17 protein-coding genes are annotated in these 14865 nt (G+C 60.2%); 14 read left to right on the top strand and 3 right to left on the bottom strand.

All coding sequences use genetic code 11. From position 1 onward, the window contains the following. Positions 1-300 precede the first annotated feature (300 nt). The 8 genes from FYK55_RS21915 to FYK55_RS21880 all read left to right on the top strand — a co-directional run bounded on the left by FYK55_RS21915 (position 301) and on the right by FYK55_RS21880 (position 5976). Entirely contained in the window at positions 301-570 is a 270-nt protein-coding gene (locus FYK55_RS21915) for a hypothetical protein (RefSeq protein ID WP_150078749.1), read from the top strand. Continuing rightward, positions 567-1175, top strand: coding sequence for a hypothetical protein (locus FYK55_RS21910; protein ID WP_150078748.1), 609 nt, complete (start codon positions 567-569; stop codon positions 1173-1175). Before FYK55_RS21915 ends, FYK55_RS21910 begins: the two co-directional genes overlap by 4 nt. Positions 1176-1187: 12 nt before the next feature. Beyond that, complete coding sequence (locus FYK55_RS21905) at positions 1188-2330, top strand: phage major capsid protein (protein ID WP_150078747.1); 1143 nt, start codon at positions 1188-1190, stop codon at positions 2328-2330. A 140-nt stretch (positions 2331-2470) separates the two neighbouring features. Next, entirely contained in the window at positions 2471-2677 is a 207-nt protein-coding gene (locus FYK55_RS21900; protein ID WP_150078746.1) for a hypothetical protein, read from the top strand. A 3-nt stretch (positions 2678-2680) separates the two neighbouring features. After that, positions 2681-4555 carry a phage tail tape measure protein gene (locus tag FYK55_RS21895; protein WP_150078745.1) on the top strand — a complete coding sequence of 625 codons (1875 nt, stop codon included), beginning with the start codon at positions 2681-2683 and terminating at the stop codon, positions 4553-4555. After that, positions 4552-4791, top strand: coding sequence for a hypothetical protein (locus FYK55_RS21890; RefSeq protein ID WP_150078744.1), 240 nt, complete (start codon positions 4552-4554; stop codon positions 4789-4791). Before FYK55_RS21895 ends, FYK55_RS21890 begins: the two co-directional genes overlap by 4 nt. Before the next feature lie 493 nt (positions 4792-5284). Further along, positions 5285-5527, top strand: coding sequence for a hypothetical protein (locus FYK55_RS21885; protein WP_150078743.1), 243 nt, complete (start codon positions 5285-5287; stop codon positions 5525-5527). Continuing rightward, positions 5524-5976, top strand: coding sequence for a hypothetical protein (locus FYK55_RS21880; protein WP_150078742.1), 453 nt, complete (start codon positions 5524-5526; stop codon positions 5974-5976). Before FYK55_RS21885 ends, FYK55_RS21880 begins: the two co-directional genes overlap by 4 nt. Positions 5977-6425: 449 nt before the next feature. Here the strand turns inward: FYK55_RS21880 and FYK55_RS21875 are convergent, their stop codons facing one another. Further along, positions 6426-6851 (bottom strand): hypothetical protein, encoded by a 426-nt coding sequence (locus FYK55_RS21875; RefSeq protein WP_150078741.1) that lies wholly within the window; start codon positions 6849-6851, stop codon positions 6426-6428. Positions 6852-7052: 201 nt separating this feature from the next. On the opposite strand from FYK55_RS21875, the gene hpt reads away from it, so the two are divergent. The 4 genes from hpt (at position 7053) to FYK55_RS21855 (ending at position 10898) form a co-directional block, all read left to right on the top strand. Beyond that, a complete protein-coding gene (hpt, locus tag FYK55_RS21870; protein WP_150078740.1) occupies positions 7053-7598 on the top strand; it encodes a hypoxanthine phosphoribosyltransferase in 546 nt (181 codons plus the stop codon). Between the two features lie 5 nt (positions 7599-7603). Next, a complete protein-coding gene (locus FYK55_RS21865; RefSeq protein WP_161604675.1) occupies positions 7604-8950 on the top strand; it encodes a glycosyltransferase in 1347 nt (448 codons plus the stop codon). Positions 8951-8952: 2 nt separating this feature from the next. Then, the gene (locus FYK55_RS21860) at positions 8953-10095 is read left to right on the top strand and encodes a glycosyltransferase family 4 protein (protein ID WP_150078782.1); all 1143 of its coding nucleotides are present in this window, start codon (positions 8953-8955) and stop codon (positions 10093-10095) included. Between the two features lie 251 nt (positions 10096-10346). Continuing rightward, positions 10347-10898, top strand: coding sequence for a hypothetical protein (locus FYK55_RS21855; RefSeq protein WP_150078781.1), 552 nt, complete (start codon positions 10347-10349; stop codon positions 10896-10898). Here the strand turns inward: FYK55_RS21855 and FYK55_RS21850 are convergent, their stop codons facing one another. Further along, the gene (locus tag FYK55_RS21850; RefSeq protein ID WP_161604674.1) at positions 10899-11876 is read right to left on the bottom strand and encodes a glycosyltransferase family 2 protein; all 978 of its coding nucleotides are present in this window, start codon (positions 11874-11876) and stop codon (positions 10899-10901) included. Between the two features lie 420 nt (positions 11877-12296). Between FYK55_RS21850 and FYK55_RS21845 the strand changes: the two genes are divergently transcribed. Next, complete coding sequence (locus tag FYK55_RS21845; protein WP_150078737.1) at positions 12297-12959, top strand: hypothetical protein; 663 nt, start codon at positions 12297-12299, stop codon at positions 12957-12959. 103 nt (positions 12960-13062) lie between these two features. Here the strand turns inward: FYK55_RS21845 and FYK55_RS21840 are convergent, their stop codons facing one another. Further along, on the bottom strand, positions 13063-13506 hold the full coding sequence (locus FYK55_RS21840; protein ID WP_150078736.1) for an RbsD/FucU family protein: 444 nt from the start codon (positions 13504-13506) through the stop codon (positions 13063-13065). Between the two features lie 74 nt (positions 13507-13580). Here FYK55_RS21840 and FYK55_RS21835 point away from each other — a divergent pair, with 74 nt between their 5' ends. After that, positions 13581-14702 (top strand): site-2 protease family protein, encoded by a 1122-nt coding sequence (locus tag FYK55_RS21835; RefSeq protein WP_150078735.1) that lies wholly within the window; start codon positions 13581-13583, stop codon positions 14700-14702. Positions 14703-14865 lie beyond the last annotated feature (163 nt).

Here is a 14865-nt window from a genome sequence, read left to right as displayed (position 1 = left end):
CAACAACTTGGTAAACTCTCAGGGGGCTGGGGGCATTCTGCCATGAACGGTCAACGGATTGATTGGACAACAGCCAAGGAAGCGTGGGGTGTCCGTACACAGTGCCCTCACTGCTTCACCTTCCGACGCCCAATCACCGTCCGCTCCGAAGTGGGCGATGAGGATGTTCTGATGCGTCGATGCGTCTGCCAGGAATGCGGCAGACACTTCAAAGAAATTCTTGAACCCGATTCCGCAGTGCGGAGATCGGCGGATACCGGGATGTAGATTCTGGTCACCATGAACAAAGGTGACGGAATCATGAATCGAATCATCAAGGCGGGTCGGCAGTTGCTCGGCATCCCGCCTGAAGCATCGCAAGCCAATGCAGGGCAATCGCATCCGAAGGTAATCCGTGGCGTGACGGACGCTCCGACGAAAGCGAAAGACCACCGACCGCTGTACATCTCCGGCCATGACCTGTTGATTGAAGCCGAAGCCGGCAATCTCAATGAGGCAAGTTACACCTACTGGCGAGAAGGACCGGGCGGCGTTTCTTGGTATCGCTTGAAGGAGGGCACCGACCAGTGAGCAGCAGGGAAGCCATCGTCGCACAACTGGAACGCATCGACGAAATCAGGGGCGAGATTCGAGAGCTCCGAGAGGCTGTTACAGCCGTCAACTCCCAATGCGAGGAAGAAGCCGCAAAGTGTGTCCAACGCTGTGAGCGTCCCCGTGCGGAGCTTGAAGACCCGACCACGGAATCAGGGCGGCGGATTGAAGCCCGGCGGGAGATTGCCCAAGCCAATGCCGACCTCGAGCGGCGGATTGAAGAACTCCACGCCCAGCGGAAACACCTGACCGGTGAGATTGGGCGGCTGGAAAAGCAGACCAGCAACAGCCAGTCGCTCAAGAACCAATTGATGCAGGCCGCACCGGACGAACAGAAAGATCGTCAGTGGGTTCTGCAGCGGTCGGTTGAATCAGCCCAGGGACGATTCCAAGCCGCCCAGGGACGCATTCGGGAATACGAAAGCCTTCTGGAAACCGGGAAGGACCGGGAGAGCGAATCGACCCTGGACACCTATCGCACACGTCTTCGCCGATGGAAAGCCGAGGCGAAAGAAGCGAGCCACCTGGCGGGCTTAGCTCAGACTGAACTTTCGAAACTTACCGCGGCGATGACCGCCCTTTGAACGGAGTGACCAATGGTCAGACTAGCAGACGGACTAAACAACCAAATTCTGGAAGCGGCGATTTGCCAAGCCGGTCGGCTCGATACGGTCGAGCAGTATTTCGACGAAGCGACACTTGAAGCGGCACACCGAGCGTTCCCGTATGGCATCGGCTTGAATGAATTGCTGATGATTGGGGCGACCGAGAACGGCTACGACAAGAGCCCTCACGGCAAGATTGACGCCGAGGGGTTCCGCTATGCGTTCGGTCAGATTCATGCGGCGGGTGGTTATTCCACGTTGAGCGTTTCGACCATCCTGAACAACACCGCCAACAAGTTTGTTCGCCGTGGTTGGGATGCGACCGACCTGACTTGTATGCGGATTGCGGCGATTCGCAGCGTGCCGAACTTCAAAACGGCAACGAGCGTTTCGCTGACGGGCAACCTGCAGTTTGAACAACTCGGACCCGGTGGCGAGCTCAAACACGGGACACTCGGCGAAGAAACGTACAGCAACAAGGCGGACACGTATGCCAAGATGCTCGGCATCACTCGCCAGGACATCGTCAACGACAATCTCGGAGCCCTGACGGATGCGAGCCGTCTGTTGGGACGTGGGGCGGCGTTGAAGTTGAATGACATCTTCTGGACGGAGTTCTTGGACAACTCGTCGTTCTTCGCTTCCGGCAACAGCAACGTGTCAACCGATACGGGGGCACTTGGGCTGGTCGGCTTGGACCAAGCAACCGCCGTCTTTGAATCTCAGGTCGACCCCGACGGCAATCCGCTGATGATTGAGCCGTCAATCTTGCTGGTCCCGACCGGGTTGAAGACCACGGCGTTGCAATTGATGAACAGCGAACGGGTGAAGGGCACCACCGATGAACCCGAGGCTAACCCGTGGCGTGGTCGATTCCGTGTTGAGTCTTCGCCTTACATGGCAAACGCCAACTACACCGGCAACAGTTCGTCGGCTTGGTATCTGCTGGCTGACCCACAAGTGATGCCGGTAATCGAAATCGCAGCCCTCAACGGACGGGTTGAACCGGTGGTCGAAAGTGCCGATGCGGACTTCAACACGCTGGGGATTCAATTGCGGGGCTACTCGGATGTTGGCGTTGCCCTTCAGGAATACCGTGGCGGTGTCCGTGCCGATGGTTCGGCGGCTGACTGATTGATTGCGTGGAGCTGGACTTTGGGTAGGGGTGGTGCTCCTCGCCTCTCTACCCGCACCGTGAGTCGGGCTCCGGCGTTGGGCTGGGGCGGTGGTGTGTTATCAGGCCACCGTCCCGGTCTTTTTTACAGGACGACTCGATGCGAACGGACAGCGGACTGAATCGACGTGGCGAGCTGCGGATGGTTGAGCGAGCCATCAATCAAGGCTGGAAGACTCCACCGGAGCAAGCCGACCGGGCGTTGCGTCTCGCCTTTGAAGTGCTCGCTGACGACGACGCCAGCGAACGGGAAGTGTTAAGTGCCGTCAGGGTGGTGATGGCTGCCGTACGAACAACCAAGGACTGACAAGTGGCAAATGACATCACAATTGACATCGGGGCGAAGAACAAAGCGTCCCGCGTCATGGACAAGGTAAGCCGGGACGTGAAGGGACTCGGCGGAAAGATCGGTGGCTTTGCTCGCAGTGCGAAGGGTGCACTTGCTGAAGTTGCTGCGGGGTTCGGTGGTGTCCGTGTGGCGGCTGTTGCTGCTGCTGCTGGGGTCGGTCTGTCGATTCGGACGTTCGCCCAATTCGACGGTGCGATGGCCCAAGTGGCGGCTATTTCGGGTGCCACGGGGAACCAGTTGGATAGCCTGCGGGACAAGGCGAAGGAACTAGGGTCAACCACCCAATTCTCGGCTAGCCAAGCGGCGGAAGGCATGAAGTTCCTGGGGCAGGCTGGCTACTCGACCAATGAGATCCTAGAGGGCATCGGTCCAACGCTATCCCTTGCGGCTGCTGGTGCCCTGGAACTGGGGCAGGCTGCCGACATCGCTTCCGACGTATCGTCAGCGTTCGGATTGGCTGCCACGGACATCGGGAGAGTGGCGGACGTTCTGGCGGTCACTGCGACCAGTGCGAACACCAACGTCGAGATGATGGGGGAAACATTCAAGTATGCCGCCCCACTTGCGAAGGCTGCGGGTCAGTCGTTGGAGGAAATGAGTGCCGCGGCTGGATTGCTCGGTAACTCGGGCATCAAGGCGACCGTGGCGGGGACCGACCTGAAAAACATCTTGGAGGAACTGGCGAGCTCCAAGGTAAGCAAAGCGTTCAAAGCCATGGACGTTACCGTGACCGACGCCACCGGCAACATCCGACCGATGTTGGACTTGCTCAATGAGTTCGGCAATCGAACGTCCAACTTGCCAGGGGCGGAGCGGTTGGAATTGTTCGCTGATTTGTTCGGACGGTCCGCCAAGAGTGCGATTGTCCTAGCTGATGCTGGCGGCGGTGCGATTGATGAGCTGCGGAGCAAGATGCAAAGCGCAACCGGGACGGCAGACCGCATGGCGGGCATCATGCAGAACAGCCTGGCCGGTGTCGGTACACGCATCAAGTCGGCTCTCGAAGGGCTATCAATCTCGATGATTGATGGCGTTTCAAAGTCGCTGTCAAAAGTCGGTGGGATGATTACCGACAAGCTCGGCGAATCGACGCGGTTCTTCGATGAACACAGTGTGATGATGGCTGAGTTCGGCGAGACGATTGTTGACTCCTTCCGAGTGGCTTTGCCCATCTTCGACCTTTTCACAAAAGACCTTCTGGGCATTGCCGAAACAATCAACGCAATCCTTGGACCGGCTCTTTCCTGGCTGGCGGACGTGCTGGAAGACCGTCTGATTCCCCTTTTCCGTGATGCCCAAAAGGGGTGGGCGTTGATGGGGGCACAGTTTGCCGACTGGGCTCTTGTCTGGGACCTTGCCCCGACCATCGGAGCCGACGGCAAATCACAAGCCTGGCTCATCATGGAAGGGATGACCGAGCGAACGAACCAACGAGCCGAAGCTGAAAAGCGCGTGACCGAGGAACTAGAGAAGCAGATGGAGTTGCAGTCTGGCAACCTTCGAATCGGTCCCCAGAAACTTGGCAAAGTTGGATTCACAGACCGGTATGGTGGCGACGACCCGTTTGGCCCTTGGATGTTCAAGAAAGACCGCACGTTCACCAAAGCCGGTTTCAGCGAGAAGCCGGACGTTGTTGCACGTGAATCCCGATTGATGGGGCGGAGTTCGCAAGCCGACCTAACGTTGAACCAGCAGAAGCGACAAGCCGCCCTACTGGATAAGCAAGCCAAGCTGACCGAGGCGATGATGAAGAAACAGGAGAAACACTTCGCCAAGGTGGAGCGGTCGCTGCAGGAACACCGGGACCAGCTCGAAGTTCAGTTTGTACGCCGATGAAGCTAGCCAGCAGCGTGATCGGCGAGATGCTGTCGGAAACAAAAACCTTCGTTCATCAGGGCTTGGACCTGGACGAAGCAGCGGAGATTGTGGGGCTCCCTGAACGCTACAAAAAGGCGGTCGATGGGGCGGACCGGCTGAGCTATTTGCCGACCCCGGCGGAAATCTCGGCGATGACCGAGGTATTCAGGAAGGAACAGCAGCGGCGACCGAGGCGGGACCGGATGGCGGGGTGAGGAAGGCGGTTGCCGAGGCGAGGGAGAATCCGGCGGCGAAGCATGGACGCCCCTCCAAAGACGAACCCGAAAAAGATGGAAACTCCACCTTTTCCGAGAAGGGCACCACGACCACCAACATCCTCCGCACCAAGCTTGACCCCGAATGACGGGCGGGTGATACTACATCTGCTCGTCGAATCGGACTGCAAACCGACTCGACTCGGCTACGCCCTGTAAGTGGCGATGGCGACGAGAGCAAAGAACTACCACTCTTGTATAAATGAAGAATGAAGACGGCGTCGTATTCGTGGGATTCAACGGAAGCTGTGACCCGGCATCGGCTGGAGAGCAACCGTCCCGACTGGGAGTAGTTCCCCAGTTTGCAACGGGTACGACGCCGTCTTCGTAGGTGGAGAACTCACCTATGCTCATTTCCCCAGCCCGAACCGGGCGAACCAGGGTTTACAACCCGAGCCAGAAAACGATTCGGTCACAGTGCCGGATTCTGCGAATGATTCGCCGGCATGCCTACAACATCGAAGGGCACGAAGCTGTCCAGCGGTTGAAGGTTATCCGAGCCCTCACCCACCACCAGTGCAGTCGTGCGGAGAAGATTGCCAGCCGGACCCGAATTGCCATCGGCGAAGTGGAGCGGCTTCTGGATGCGATGGTCAGCGAGGGATTGCTGGAGCGGTCGCTATGGCGTGAAACGGACTGCTACCGTGTTGTTGAAGACGTGGAGGTGGCAGTATGAGCATTGCATCACCACCATTGGCGAAGTTCAACCGACGGCGAGGGGCAAACCTTTCACGTGTGAAAGATTTGGAAAGTGCCCCGACAAACCGTGATGATGTTCGTCACAGTTGCCCCTTCACCCTGACCGACCTGCAAGCCCTGGACGACATCCTGCGGGCGGCAACGCTTCTCGCCCATACAAGCCCCGTTGATGCACGGCGGATTCTGAAACCGCTCCTGGCGTCCCTCTTGCGGCTCTGTTGGGCAATGCTGAAGCAATCGCCCCGGGTTGACCCGGAGCCCGCTACGCTGCCGTTGAAGCTGTATCAGCGGCAACTGTTGAGCAAGGCAGGGATGAAGCGATACCAGAAGGCAATCAAGGGTGACACGCCCGTCGGCTCGATGCTGCAACAGTGTCGCGACTTGCTGGTCTGGTTGTCAGGCGACCGGACGGCGGTGATTGACTGAGATAGAGCCCAGCGGTTCTAATCGCCATGCCGGCGGCTACCGGTTTCGCGTCAAATTGCCCCCGACGCTTCTGGTGGTCGCCGGCTTTTTTGTTGAAAGGGTATACCCTTTTTTGCAGTGACTAAGGGCGGCAAGCGGGGCTTTCTGAAATCAGCCCGAGCGGTTTGCTTTATAGAAAAAGCCGCTATTCGTTGGTCGATTAAGACGCCCCGGCATTTTTCAAGACTAGAGCCTTCGACCACTCGGCCACCCATCCGGAAATTCGCTTTGAAACAGCCGGTCGCGGGCTGAAGACGATAGCTTACCAGGACTGGTTTGTCCGGCAAACCGGGCCGGCCGACACGTTCACCATCAGGCGTTCCCTGCAACTGGCCGCCACCGCAAGGCCCCCGAATACGTTTGCCGATCGACACAACGAACTGCCGCCGGCCCCGCCGTCGGCGGTGAGATCAAGCAGCCTTGGGCAGTTGGTCCTGGTCGTCCGCCGCATCGTCGGCACCATCGCGATCGTCCGCCGCTCGCATGGGGATGCTGATCGGGGCGTCCACGGGCGGTGGCGTTCCGTCCTCAACGACGACCACTTGCGACTCCGACAGATCCTCCGCCGCAACAATCTCGTCGCCACGGAACACCGCCACGACGGCTCCGTCGGAGCCATGGATCTTCAATTCGTCGGGTTCCATGAACCAGGTGGCACGGTGATTCTGCCCGACAAACGTCCGTCCGGCGTAAAAACCGTCGCGAATCAGGATGGATTCTGAAACAATGCCGGCAGCGTCAGCACCTGGCGAATCGGGATCTACCGCCCCACCATTTTCGCTCAGCCAACGCTGCAAGTGGGCTCGGACGTTTGCCAACCGTTGGGAATTCGTCATGCGTCAGTCGATCGGTCAAAGAATCGCCAGGGATTGCAGCCGCCCGTGGGCATTTTGCGGCGGCCGGTGTATCGTTCATCGGCGATCGGGATGCCCAGATTGCGTCTGCGTGTCACGATTGGCACCGAGCCCCCAAATCACCCAGCTTGCCACCGTTTTGATTTTCAGTTCAGGAGATGCGTCCACGGGGACGCGAATTGCATGCGAATTTTGTTGAATGAGGACCAATTGAAGGCCGGGGTGGAAGGCCTGGCTGCGTCGATCGACCGGTACTACGGGGAAGACCGGCCGCTGACAGTGATCGCGGTCATGACCGGCAGCATCGTGTTGTTTGCCGACCTGATTCGGCGGCTCTCCATGCCACAACGGGTGGGCGTGGTGCAGGCCAGCAGCTACCGCGGCGGGACCCAATCGGGCGAACTGGACGTCGATTCGAATATGATGATCGACGTCAAGGATCGCGACGTCCTGCTGGTCGATGATATTTTCGACACCGGCCGCACGTTGGATCACCTGACCCAATTGATCCGGAAACGGGGAGCGAAATCACTGAAGACGGCGGTTCTGCTGCACAAGCATCGGCAGCACGAGGTAGCGTTGCGACCAGACTTTGTCGCGTTTGAAATCCCCGATGAGTTCGTCGTCGGCTACGGACTGGACTACATGGACATGTACCGCAACCTGCCTTACCTGGCCGTCCTGGAACCGGACGAGATTGAGGCGACCGCATCTGAAGCGAAACGTTGAACACCGTGAAGCGTCCCGAACGTGTGCTGCTGGTCGGCCGCCATTTCTGGCCCCACGGTGCGATCGATTCGGCCGGACATTTGATGGAGCTGGCCACCGGCTTGCATAGCATCGGCCTGCACGTCGAAGTGGTGACGCCGAAGCATGCCACGGCGTGGCCCGAACGATTCTATTTCCGCGAGTTCCTGATCCATCGGCCGGTCCGAATGTTCAAGCAGGGGTGGACGGCACGCGGCGACCGGACGCCGTCGCGTTACATCCGACTGTTGCGCGACTGGATCGTCGATTACCCCGCATCGATTGATGCCATCGTGTGCGACGGCACACGGGAAGAATCCATCGCCGCCGTTGAAGCGGCCCGCGGCCGCAACGTGCCGGTCGTGCTGCGACTGGCCGGACATGGGGAGAGCAGTGATCTGGATTTCTTCCAACAGACCCGTATGGGCCAGCGTTGCCGAGTCAACGCCGCCGCGGCCGACGCCGTGGTCGTCGACCAGGCGTCATCGCATCGCCGCTGGTTGGCTCTGGGCGGTGATCCGCAAAAGACGCATCGCATTGCCAATGGGTTCGGCGCCACGATCGAGAGTGGTCCCAAGCTGCGTCAACGGTTGCGGCGATCGATGGCTCGAATCAACGGGGACCTGTTCGTCCCGGACACGTCGACCGTCGTTCTGTCGGTCGAACGGATGCGTCGTGATTCCGGCGTGATGCACCTGGTCCAATCGGCGTATGCTTTGTCGCAACACATTCGTGGCCTGCAGTTCTGGTTGGTCGGTGATGGTCCGGCCCGAGACACGATTTTTTCTCGAATGCGGGGCGACGGTTTGCGACAGATGACGTCGATGCCGGGGTCGTTCGCGCTGATGGACGACGTGTTTGTCGCCGCCGACCTGCTGGTACATGCGGGCGGTGAGGGCTTCGAACATCAAATCCCAACTGCCATCGTCACTTCGTTGCCAATCGTCGTGGCCAACACCCCGGCGGCGCGGGAGTACTTTTCCGCCACGGTGCAGCAAGTCAATTCACGTTTAATGACCCGCAGACCGACAGCCGTGGCATCGCAACAACGCCCCGACGACCACCAAACCATGCGGACAACAGCCGAGAGCGCCGAGCCGTGTGATTTGGTGTGGTGGTTCGATCCCGAACGCCCCAAGACGTTGCGATTCGCGCTGGAGCAAATCGTCGCTGACCCGCCGGCCGCCCGTCAGCGGGCCGAACAGCTGCGTCGCCTCCTGCAGCGGCGTTCGCCACGCTCTGCCGCGTTGCAAAAGTATCGTGACCTGATTCGACAGTTAGCCGATGCCCGCACGACGGACTCCCGGACCAAGCGAGCGGGGACGGCTGGATGAGCATCAAGGTCGCTCTGGTCATTCCCACCATGGATCGGGGTGGTGCGGAAAAGCAGTTGGCGTTGCTGGCACTGAACCTCCCCCGCGATGCCTTCGACGTTCGCGTGTTCCTGTTGACCCGCGACGGTCCCCGGAGCGAGGCGTTACGTGCTGCCGGAATCAACGTCACCGTGATCGGAAAACGGTTCAAGCTGGATCCGACCGCTCTGTGGCGACTGCGACGCGAACTGCAGGCTTTCGGGCCTGACATCGTTCACACCTGGTTGTTCGCGGCCAACAGTTTTGGGCGTGCGGCAGCTTTGATGGCGAAGGTCCCCGTGGTCATCGGCAGCGAACGTTGTGTCGATCCATGGAAACGTTGGTGGCACTTCAAGATTGATCGGTTCCTGGCAGACCGCAGTGATGCGATCACCACCAACAGCTCCGGTGTCCGGGACTTTTATCAGCGCCACGGGATTGCCCCGGAACGCTTCCGCATCATTCCCAACGGGGTCCCGCCGTGGTCCGCCAACACCGTGACGCGGGAACATGCATTCGAGCAACTGGGCGTCAGCACCAACCGCAAACTGATCCTGGCCGTCGGTCGGTTGTGGCCGCAAAAGCGTTATCGCGACTTGATTTGGGCCGGCGAGTTGCTGGCCGCGACGCGCGACGACACCACGTTGATCGTGATCGGCGACGGACCGCAAAAAGCCGAACTGTTGCGATTTCGCGATGCCGTCACGACGCCCAAGCACGTGGCGTTTGTGGGGCCACGGGAGGATGTGGCCCAATTGCTTCCGCATGCCGACCTGTTCTGGATCGGCAGCGAGTATGAGGGGCAGAGCAATGCCGTGATCGAAGCGATGCAGGCGGGCGTTCCCGTGATCGCCAGCGATATTCCCGGCAACCGGGACCTGGTCCAGCCGGACCGCACCGGAGTGCTGGTGCCGCTGGGCGACCGGGCCGAATTTGCGCGTCGCTCGATCGCGTTGTTGGACGACCCAGACCAGGCTCGGCTGCTGGCGACCCAAGCGCGCCAGCGAATCGCGACGGAATTCTCGCTTGACCAGATGGTCCAATCCCATGCTGCTTTGTATCGGGAACGGGTCGAGAAACGGTCGCCGCAACGCGAAACCGCCGACGACCGGTCGGAGAGGTCGTGAGGGCCAAAGCTGATAAGCCATTCCGTTCGTAACGATCAAGCTAAGGCGGGGCCGCCGAAATTATTTCGAAACGCCGGATTTACTTCAGATCCACGTTGAGCGGCGGAGTTCGACAGATACCATCGGAACGGTCGTCGATTTGTCGTGGACGCCGACCGGACGTCAGGAGCCGCCTGCCGGGGACTCCGCGGATCAGGTTCCGCCGCCCAAATCACGTACGAATCATCCCCCCGCTACTGGTCCAGATGGATATGCGAGAAACCCGCCGCCAAGCGATCGACGAAGTCGAGCTGATGATGGCCAATGCCAGGCTTCGGGACGAGCTGGAACCCTATCGTGACGAGTCCATCGAATCGTCCGTCAACCGAATGTCGCTGCAGGCCGAGAACGAGTACCTGGCGTCGATGCTCGCCTGGGAACGCGCCCCGGCGTTACCGATCTCCGACTGGTTCTCCCCGCCGCTGCAATTGCTGCCGCCGGACGCCCTGGGAGATGCCCAACTGTCGCACCGATTGAAGAAGACCATCCAGCGGCTGCACAGCAAGAACATCCTTCTCCGCTGCACCGATCACCTGTCCGATCGCGAACTGTACACCATCATTTACCGTGACATCTTGCCGTGTTGCGAGAAAAAAGTCGATGTGCCGGGCAAGGCGATCGAGTGGATGTGCGTCGAAGACACCGACACGTGGTTGAAATACTACGCCACTCCGGTGGAAAGACGACGCCATCAGGAGGAGTACCACGTCGACCTGCCGCCGGCGGAAAATCCGAGATTCAAGCGTCAGTTGCCCGGAACCTGATCACTGAGACGTCGGCTCGTCGGTGCCTTGTTCGGCATCCACGGATCGTCCACGAATCCGGTCCCGTCCCCAACGGCAACTTCTGAACACAACCCGCACGGCACCTGCCGCAGCTCGCCGCGGCCATCCGCCGGTTCGATAACGCCACATGCAGACAAACGCGGCCAGCCCGTCTTGCCAGGTGATTTTCTTGCCCTCGGAGTAATCGCGAGATCGATAACCCGTCGGGACTTCGATGATCGCTTCCTGCCGAGAGGCAAGCTTGCCAGTGATCTCCGGCTCGAATCCGAACCGGCACTCTCGCAGCGGAATGGAGCGGATCAAGTCCCCCGCGAACGCTTTGTGGCAGGTTTCCATGTCGGTCAATCGTTGGCCGGTCATGCAATTGCTGGTCGCGGTCAGCAGCCAGTTTCCAAATCGATGCAAACGCGATGTGTCATCGCTTTCCGCCAGGTAGCGTGAACCGTAGACGACGTTGGCCTGGTTCCTCTGGATCGGAGTGATCACGTCCAGCAGATCCTCCGGGTCATACTCCATGTCGGCGTCCTGGATCGCGACAATCTCGCCTCGACTGTGCCGAATCCCCAACCGGACCGCGGAACCCTTCCCATGGTTGCGTCCGCGACGAATGATCACGCGATCGGGACGCGAGGGCAGTTGGTCCAGCCACTGAGCCGTGCCGTCGGTGCTGGCATCGTCGACGACGATCGTTTCGGTTCCCGACGGCATCACCTGGTCGATGCGATCGAGGACCTGCGGCAGCGTCCGGCGCTCGTTGAAAACGGGCACGATCACCGTCAGCCGAAACGCGGTCATGGTTTCGCGGTCCAGTTCCCGGCAGGCCGACTCGAGCGTTTCCAGTGACCGCTCCACCCGTTGTCGGACGCCGTCACAAGCTTCTGCCCCGCAAGCTTGCTTCGCGTCGCCGGGAAGATCCTGCCCCGGTTCGGCGGAAGGATCGGCGGTCAGTCCGTGCATCGGAGTCATCGTGCTGGGAGAAACGTTTTGAATCGGGAGCGGAAATCGGCGAACGACAAGCCATCGCGAACACGCCACGCTCGGTCACGCCGTTGGGGAGTCTGCGGTCGGCACGTGAGAAGCCTGCGACACAAACGCGGGGCGGGGCGGAAATCGGGCTTAATCCTTTCCGACAACTTGGCCTCGATGTGCCGACTGTGACGGTCGTAGGGATCATTCCGGCCGCGCCGTGATCGTCCGAAACCGGAGCCGTCAGCAGTATTCCTGAAGCAGCGTCCCGATATCTCCTCTAGGGTTGTCCAGGGGAAAGCGGTTTCCATGAGAATCGGGGCCGGGTGGCGACTACTCTGCTGGCAAGATCATTGGTAGGTTTGATGCCAGGCCCGATGAACGGCCGGGAAACCCGTTGACGACAAAAGCATGCACATCGAATCGATCTACCTGCTGATCGGACTGCTTCCCCTGATTGGTTACCTGATGCTGTTGGGCTTGATCCGGCTTTCGGGACGTTCGTTGATCACCACCGGGGGGCGGGACATCGCCACGCTGGGACTGGCGATCGCGGGACTGGTGGCGGTCGGTCCAGGCGAATTGTTTTTTCCCAAGGCAGCGGCCGGGCTGTTCGGGGCCTGGGTGTGGCTGGCGCTCGCCGTGTTTTATGGATTGATCGTTTGTCTGGTTGCGCTCGTGTCGCGGCCAAGGCTGGTCATTTATGGTCGCACGCCCAGTCAGATGATCGACCCGCTGCTGGCGGCCGCCCAGGAGTTGGACGGCCAGAGCACTTGCGACCGAGAGCGGCTGGAGGTCACGTTGCCCACGCTGAAGGTCCGCTTGCGGATCGGCGGACAACCCGGCTTGGATTCGGCGACGGTCGAATCGTTTGCCCCAATTTCATCCAGCGAGTTCTGGGACAAATTGCTGGGGCATCTGCGTGTCCAGTCCCAGACGACGACTCCGCCCACGCCTCGGCGTGGGGCGATGATGCTGGCCGCCTCGATCTTGCTGGCCACCTTCGCGTTGTACCGATCCATGGGCGACCGCCAACAGATCGTCGAACAGTTTGGCCAATGGCTGTGGCGTTGATGGGCGAGGCAACCGGTCGTCCGCTCGCCAGAATGGGAGGGTTGCATGACGCCGCAGCGATGTTGCCGACCGCCGAGATCGCATCAGAGCACCACAGCGGTGTTCACATCCGCACACCAACGGACAGTAAAATGTTGGCGTACCGCTGTTGATCAGCCGTCTGAATCGTCAGCACATGGTCGTTAGTGCTGACCGCTTCGTAAAAGTCCCACTTTTCAATCGGTTGCAATTCCAGATTCAGTCCCTCCGCCTGAATCGTCTTGCGGTAATCTTCCCAGACCGGGGGATCACCGTCGAGCGCGTAGGGGCCTTCGGTTTCCGTTTTCATCGTTTGAATGGTCTCGACCGGTATCGCCGACAGCACGGCTTGCAGCACCTGATCGCACGTCGGCACACCGGGCATCAGGTTCAAACTGACCAATTCCGCCCGGGGCCCACGCTTGCTTGAGGCGGGATAATTCCCGTCGGCAATCAGAATGGTGCTGTGGTGTCCGGACGCGGCCAGGATCGATGAGATCTGGGGATGAATCAATTTGTGTCGTAACATGGGGCCTGACGGTGTTAAAAATCGGGTCGCTATCCAATCAGAGTGGACGGAAATCCTAGCGAGAAATCAAGCACGTGTGGCAACGACGACTGAACCTGGGAACTTACTTTCGCATCAGCGTTTACGTCCATTGGACGTTTTCCCTGCTGGTGGCCTATGTCGCCTACGCGGGATACCAGGACGGCGTGACCGGAATGTTCTACAGCGTCCTGCTGCTGCTGGCGATGTTTCTGTGCGTGACCCTGCATGAATACGGTCATGCGTTGACGGCGCGTCGTTTTGGCATTGAGACGCTGGACATCACGCTGTTCCCCATCGGCGGCGTCGCCCGACTGATGAAGATCCCGCGGGTCCCGTGGCAGGAACTGCTGGTCGCCGTGGCCGGACCGGCGGTCAACGTCGTGATCATCCTGTTGATCGCGACGCTGCTGATCGCCACGGCGGGTTTCGGATTGCCGGGCTTTGCCGACGTGTTGGAAAACGACCAGGCCGCACAACGCCTGGAGGATGCACTCAATGCACCCTCACTGCTGGGATTCACCGTCTCGATTGCGTTGGTGAATTTGGCCTTGGTGCTATTCAACATGATTCCGGCGTTTCCGATGGACGGCGGACGCGTGTTACGAAGTCTGCTGGCGATGGTGGTCGAATACCGGTTGGCGACCCGTGTCGCATCAACGATCGGAATCGCGTGTGCTTTGGTGATGGCCGCCCTGGCACTGTATTTCGGACATCCCACCGCCGGACTGGTCGCCGCGTTCATCTGCTATGCCGGGTTGGCCGAGGCGAAGCAGGTGGACGTGATCGAGCCGCTGCGTGATCTGTCGGTCAGCGACGCGATGATCCACCATCCGCCACGGATTTCGATCGACGTGATGCTGGGCGAACTGGTCGAGCACTTGCGATCCTGTCCGGCCCCGGCCATCCCCGTGGTGGCTCCGGGCGAGGTGGTGACCGGAATGATCCGAATGGAAGATGTGGCAGTGGCGGTCCGCAGCGGCGCCCCGGCGTCGCTCACGGTCGGCCAGCTTGCCGACCACGATGTCCCGATTCTGTCGCCGGAGGATCCTCTGGAAGTGGTGCTGACACAGTCGTTGGCCGGACGCCGCCAGTTGCCAGTCGCTGACGCGGCCGGTCGGCTGGTGGGACTGCTGGATCTGGATTCGGTCCGCGCCCGATCGGGCCTGGTGATCTGAGTCGGCCGGTCGCCGGCCGCGGGCCAACTCGGGCGGCCGGCACGGGCGGTGTCTTCGCGGGAACTGGAAAAAAACGCGAATCCGTCCCACCACGCGCCCGATCCGATGCGCAACAATGCCCTACGCTAACGAGCCGCTTGGGGGCTCGCATGACTCTCGCGCA

The organism is Roseiconus nitratireducens, assembly GCF_008629675.1.
Lineage (GTDB): Bacteria > Planctomycetota > Planctomycetia > Pirellulales > Pirellulaceae > Stieleria > Stieleria nitratireducens.
Note: the sequence above shows the minus strand (reverse complement) of the source record. Positions and strands in the feature narration are given on the sequence as shown.

What these genes read in the sequence shown, in the direction of transcription:
- FYK55_RS21915 (WP_150078749.1), top strand. Translation starts at nt 301, where the DNA reads ATGAATCGAATCATCAAGGCGGGTCGGCAGTTGCTCGGCATCCCGCCT.
- FYK55_RS21905 (WP_150078747.1), top strand. Translation starts at nt 1,188, where the DNA reads ATGGTCAGACTAGCAGACGGACTAAACAACCAAATTCTGGAAGCGGCG.
- FYK55_RS21900 (WP_150078746.1), top strand. Translation starts at nt 2,471, where the DNA reads ATGCGAACGGACAGCGGACTGAATCGACGTGGCGAGCTGCGGATGGTT.
- FYK55_RS21890 (WP_150078744.1), top strand. Translation starts at nt 4,552, where the DNA reads ATGAAGCTAGCCAGCAGCGTGATCGGCGAGATGCTGTCGGAAACAAAA.
- FYK55_RS21885 (WP_150078743.1), top strand. Translation starts at nt 5,285, where the DNA reads ATGATTCGCCGGCATGCCTACAACATCGAAGGGCACGAAGCTGTCCAG.
- FYK55_RS21880 (WP_150078742.1), top strand. Translation starts at nt 5,524, where the DNA reads ATGAGCATTGCATCACCACCATTGGCGAAGTTCAACCGACGGCGAGGG.
- FYK55_RS21875 (WP_150078741.1), bottom strand. Translation starts at nt 6,851, where the DNA reads ATGACGAATTCCCAACGGTTGGCAAACGTCCGAGCCCACTTGCAGCGT.
- hpt (WP_150078740.1), top strand. Translation starts at nt 7,053, where the DNA reads ATGCGAATTTTGTTGAATGAGGACCAATTGAAGGCCGGGGTGGAAGGC.
- FYK55_RS21855 (WP_150078781.1), top strand. Translation starts at nt 10,347, where the DNA reads ATGCGAGAAACCCGCCGCCAAGCGATCGACGAAGTCGAGCTGATGATG.
- FYK55_RS21850 (WP_161604674.1), bottom strand. Translation starts at nt 11,876, where the DNA reads ATGCACGGACTGACCGCCGATCCTTCCGCCGAACCGGGGCAGGATCTT.
- FYK55_RS21845 (WP_150078737.1), top strand. Translation starts at nt 12,297, where the DNA reads ATGCACATCGAATCGATCTACCTGCTGATCGGACTGCTTCCCCTGATT.
- FYK55_RS21840 (WP_150078736.1), bottom strand. Translation starts at nt 13,506, where the DNA reads ATGTTACGACACAAATTGATTCATCCCCAGATCTCATCGATCCTGGCC.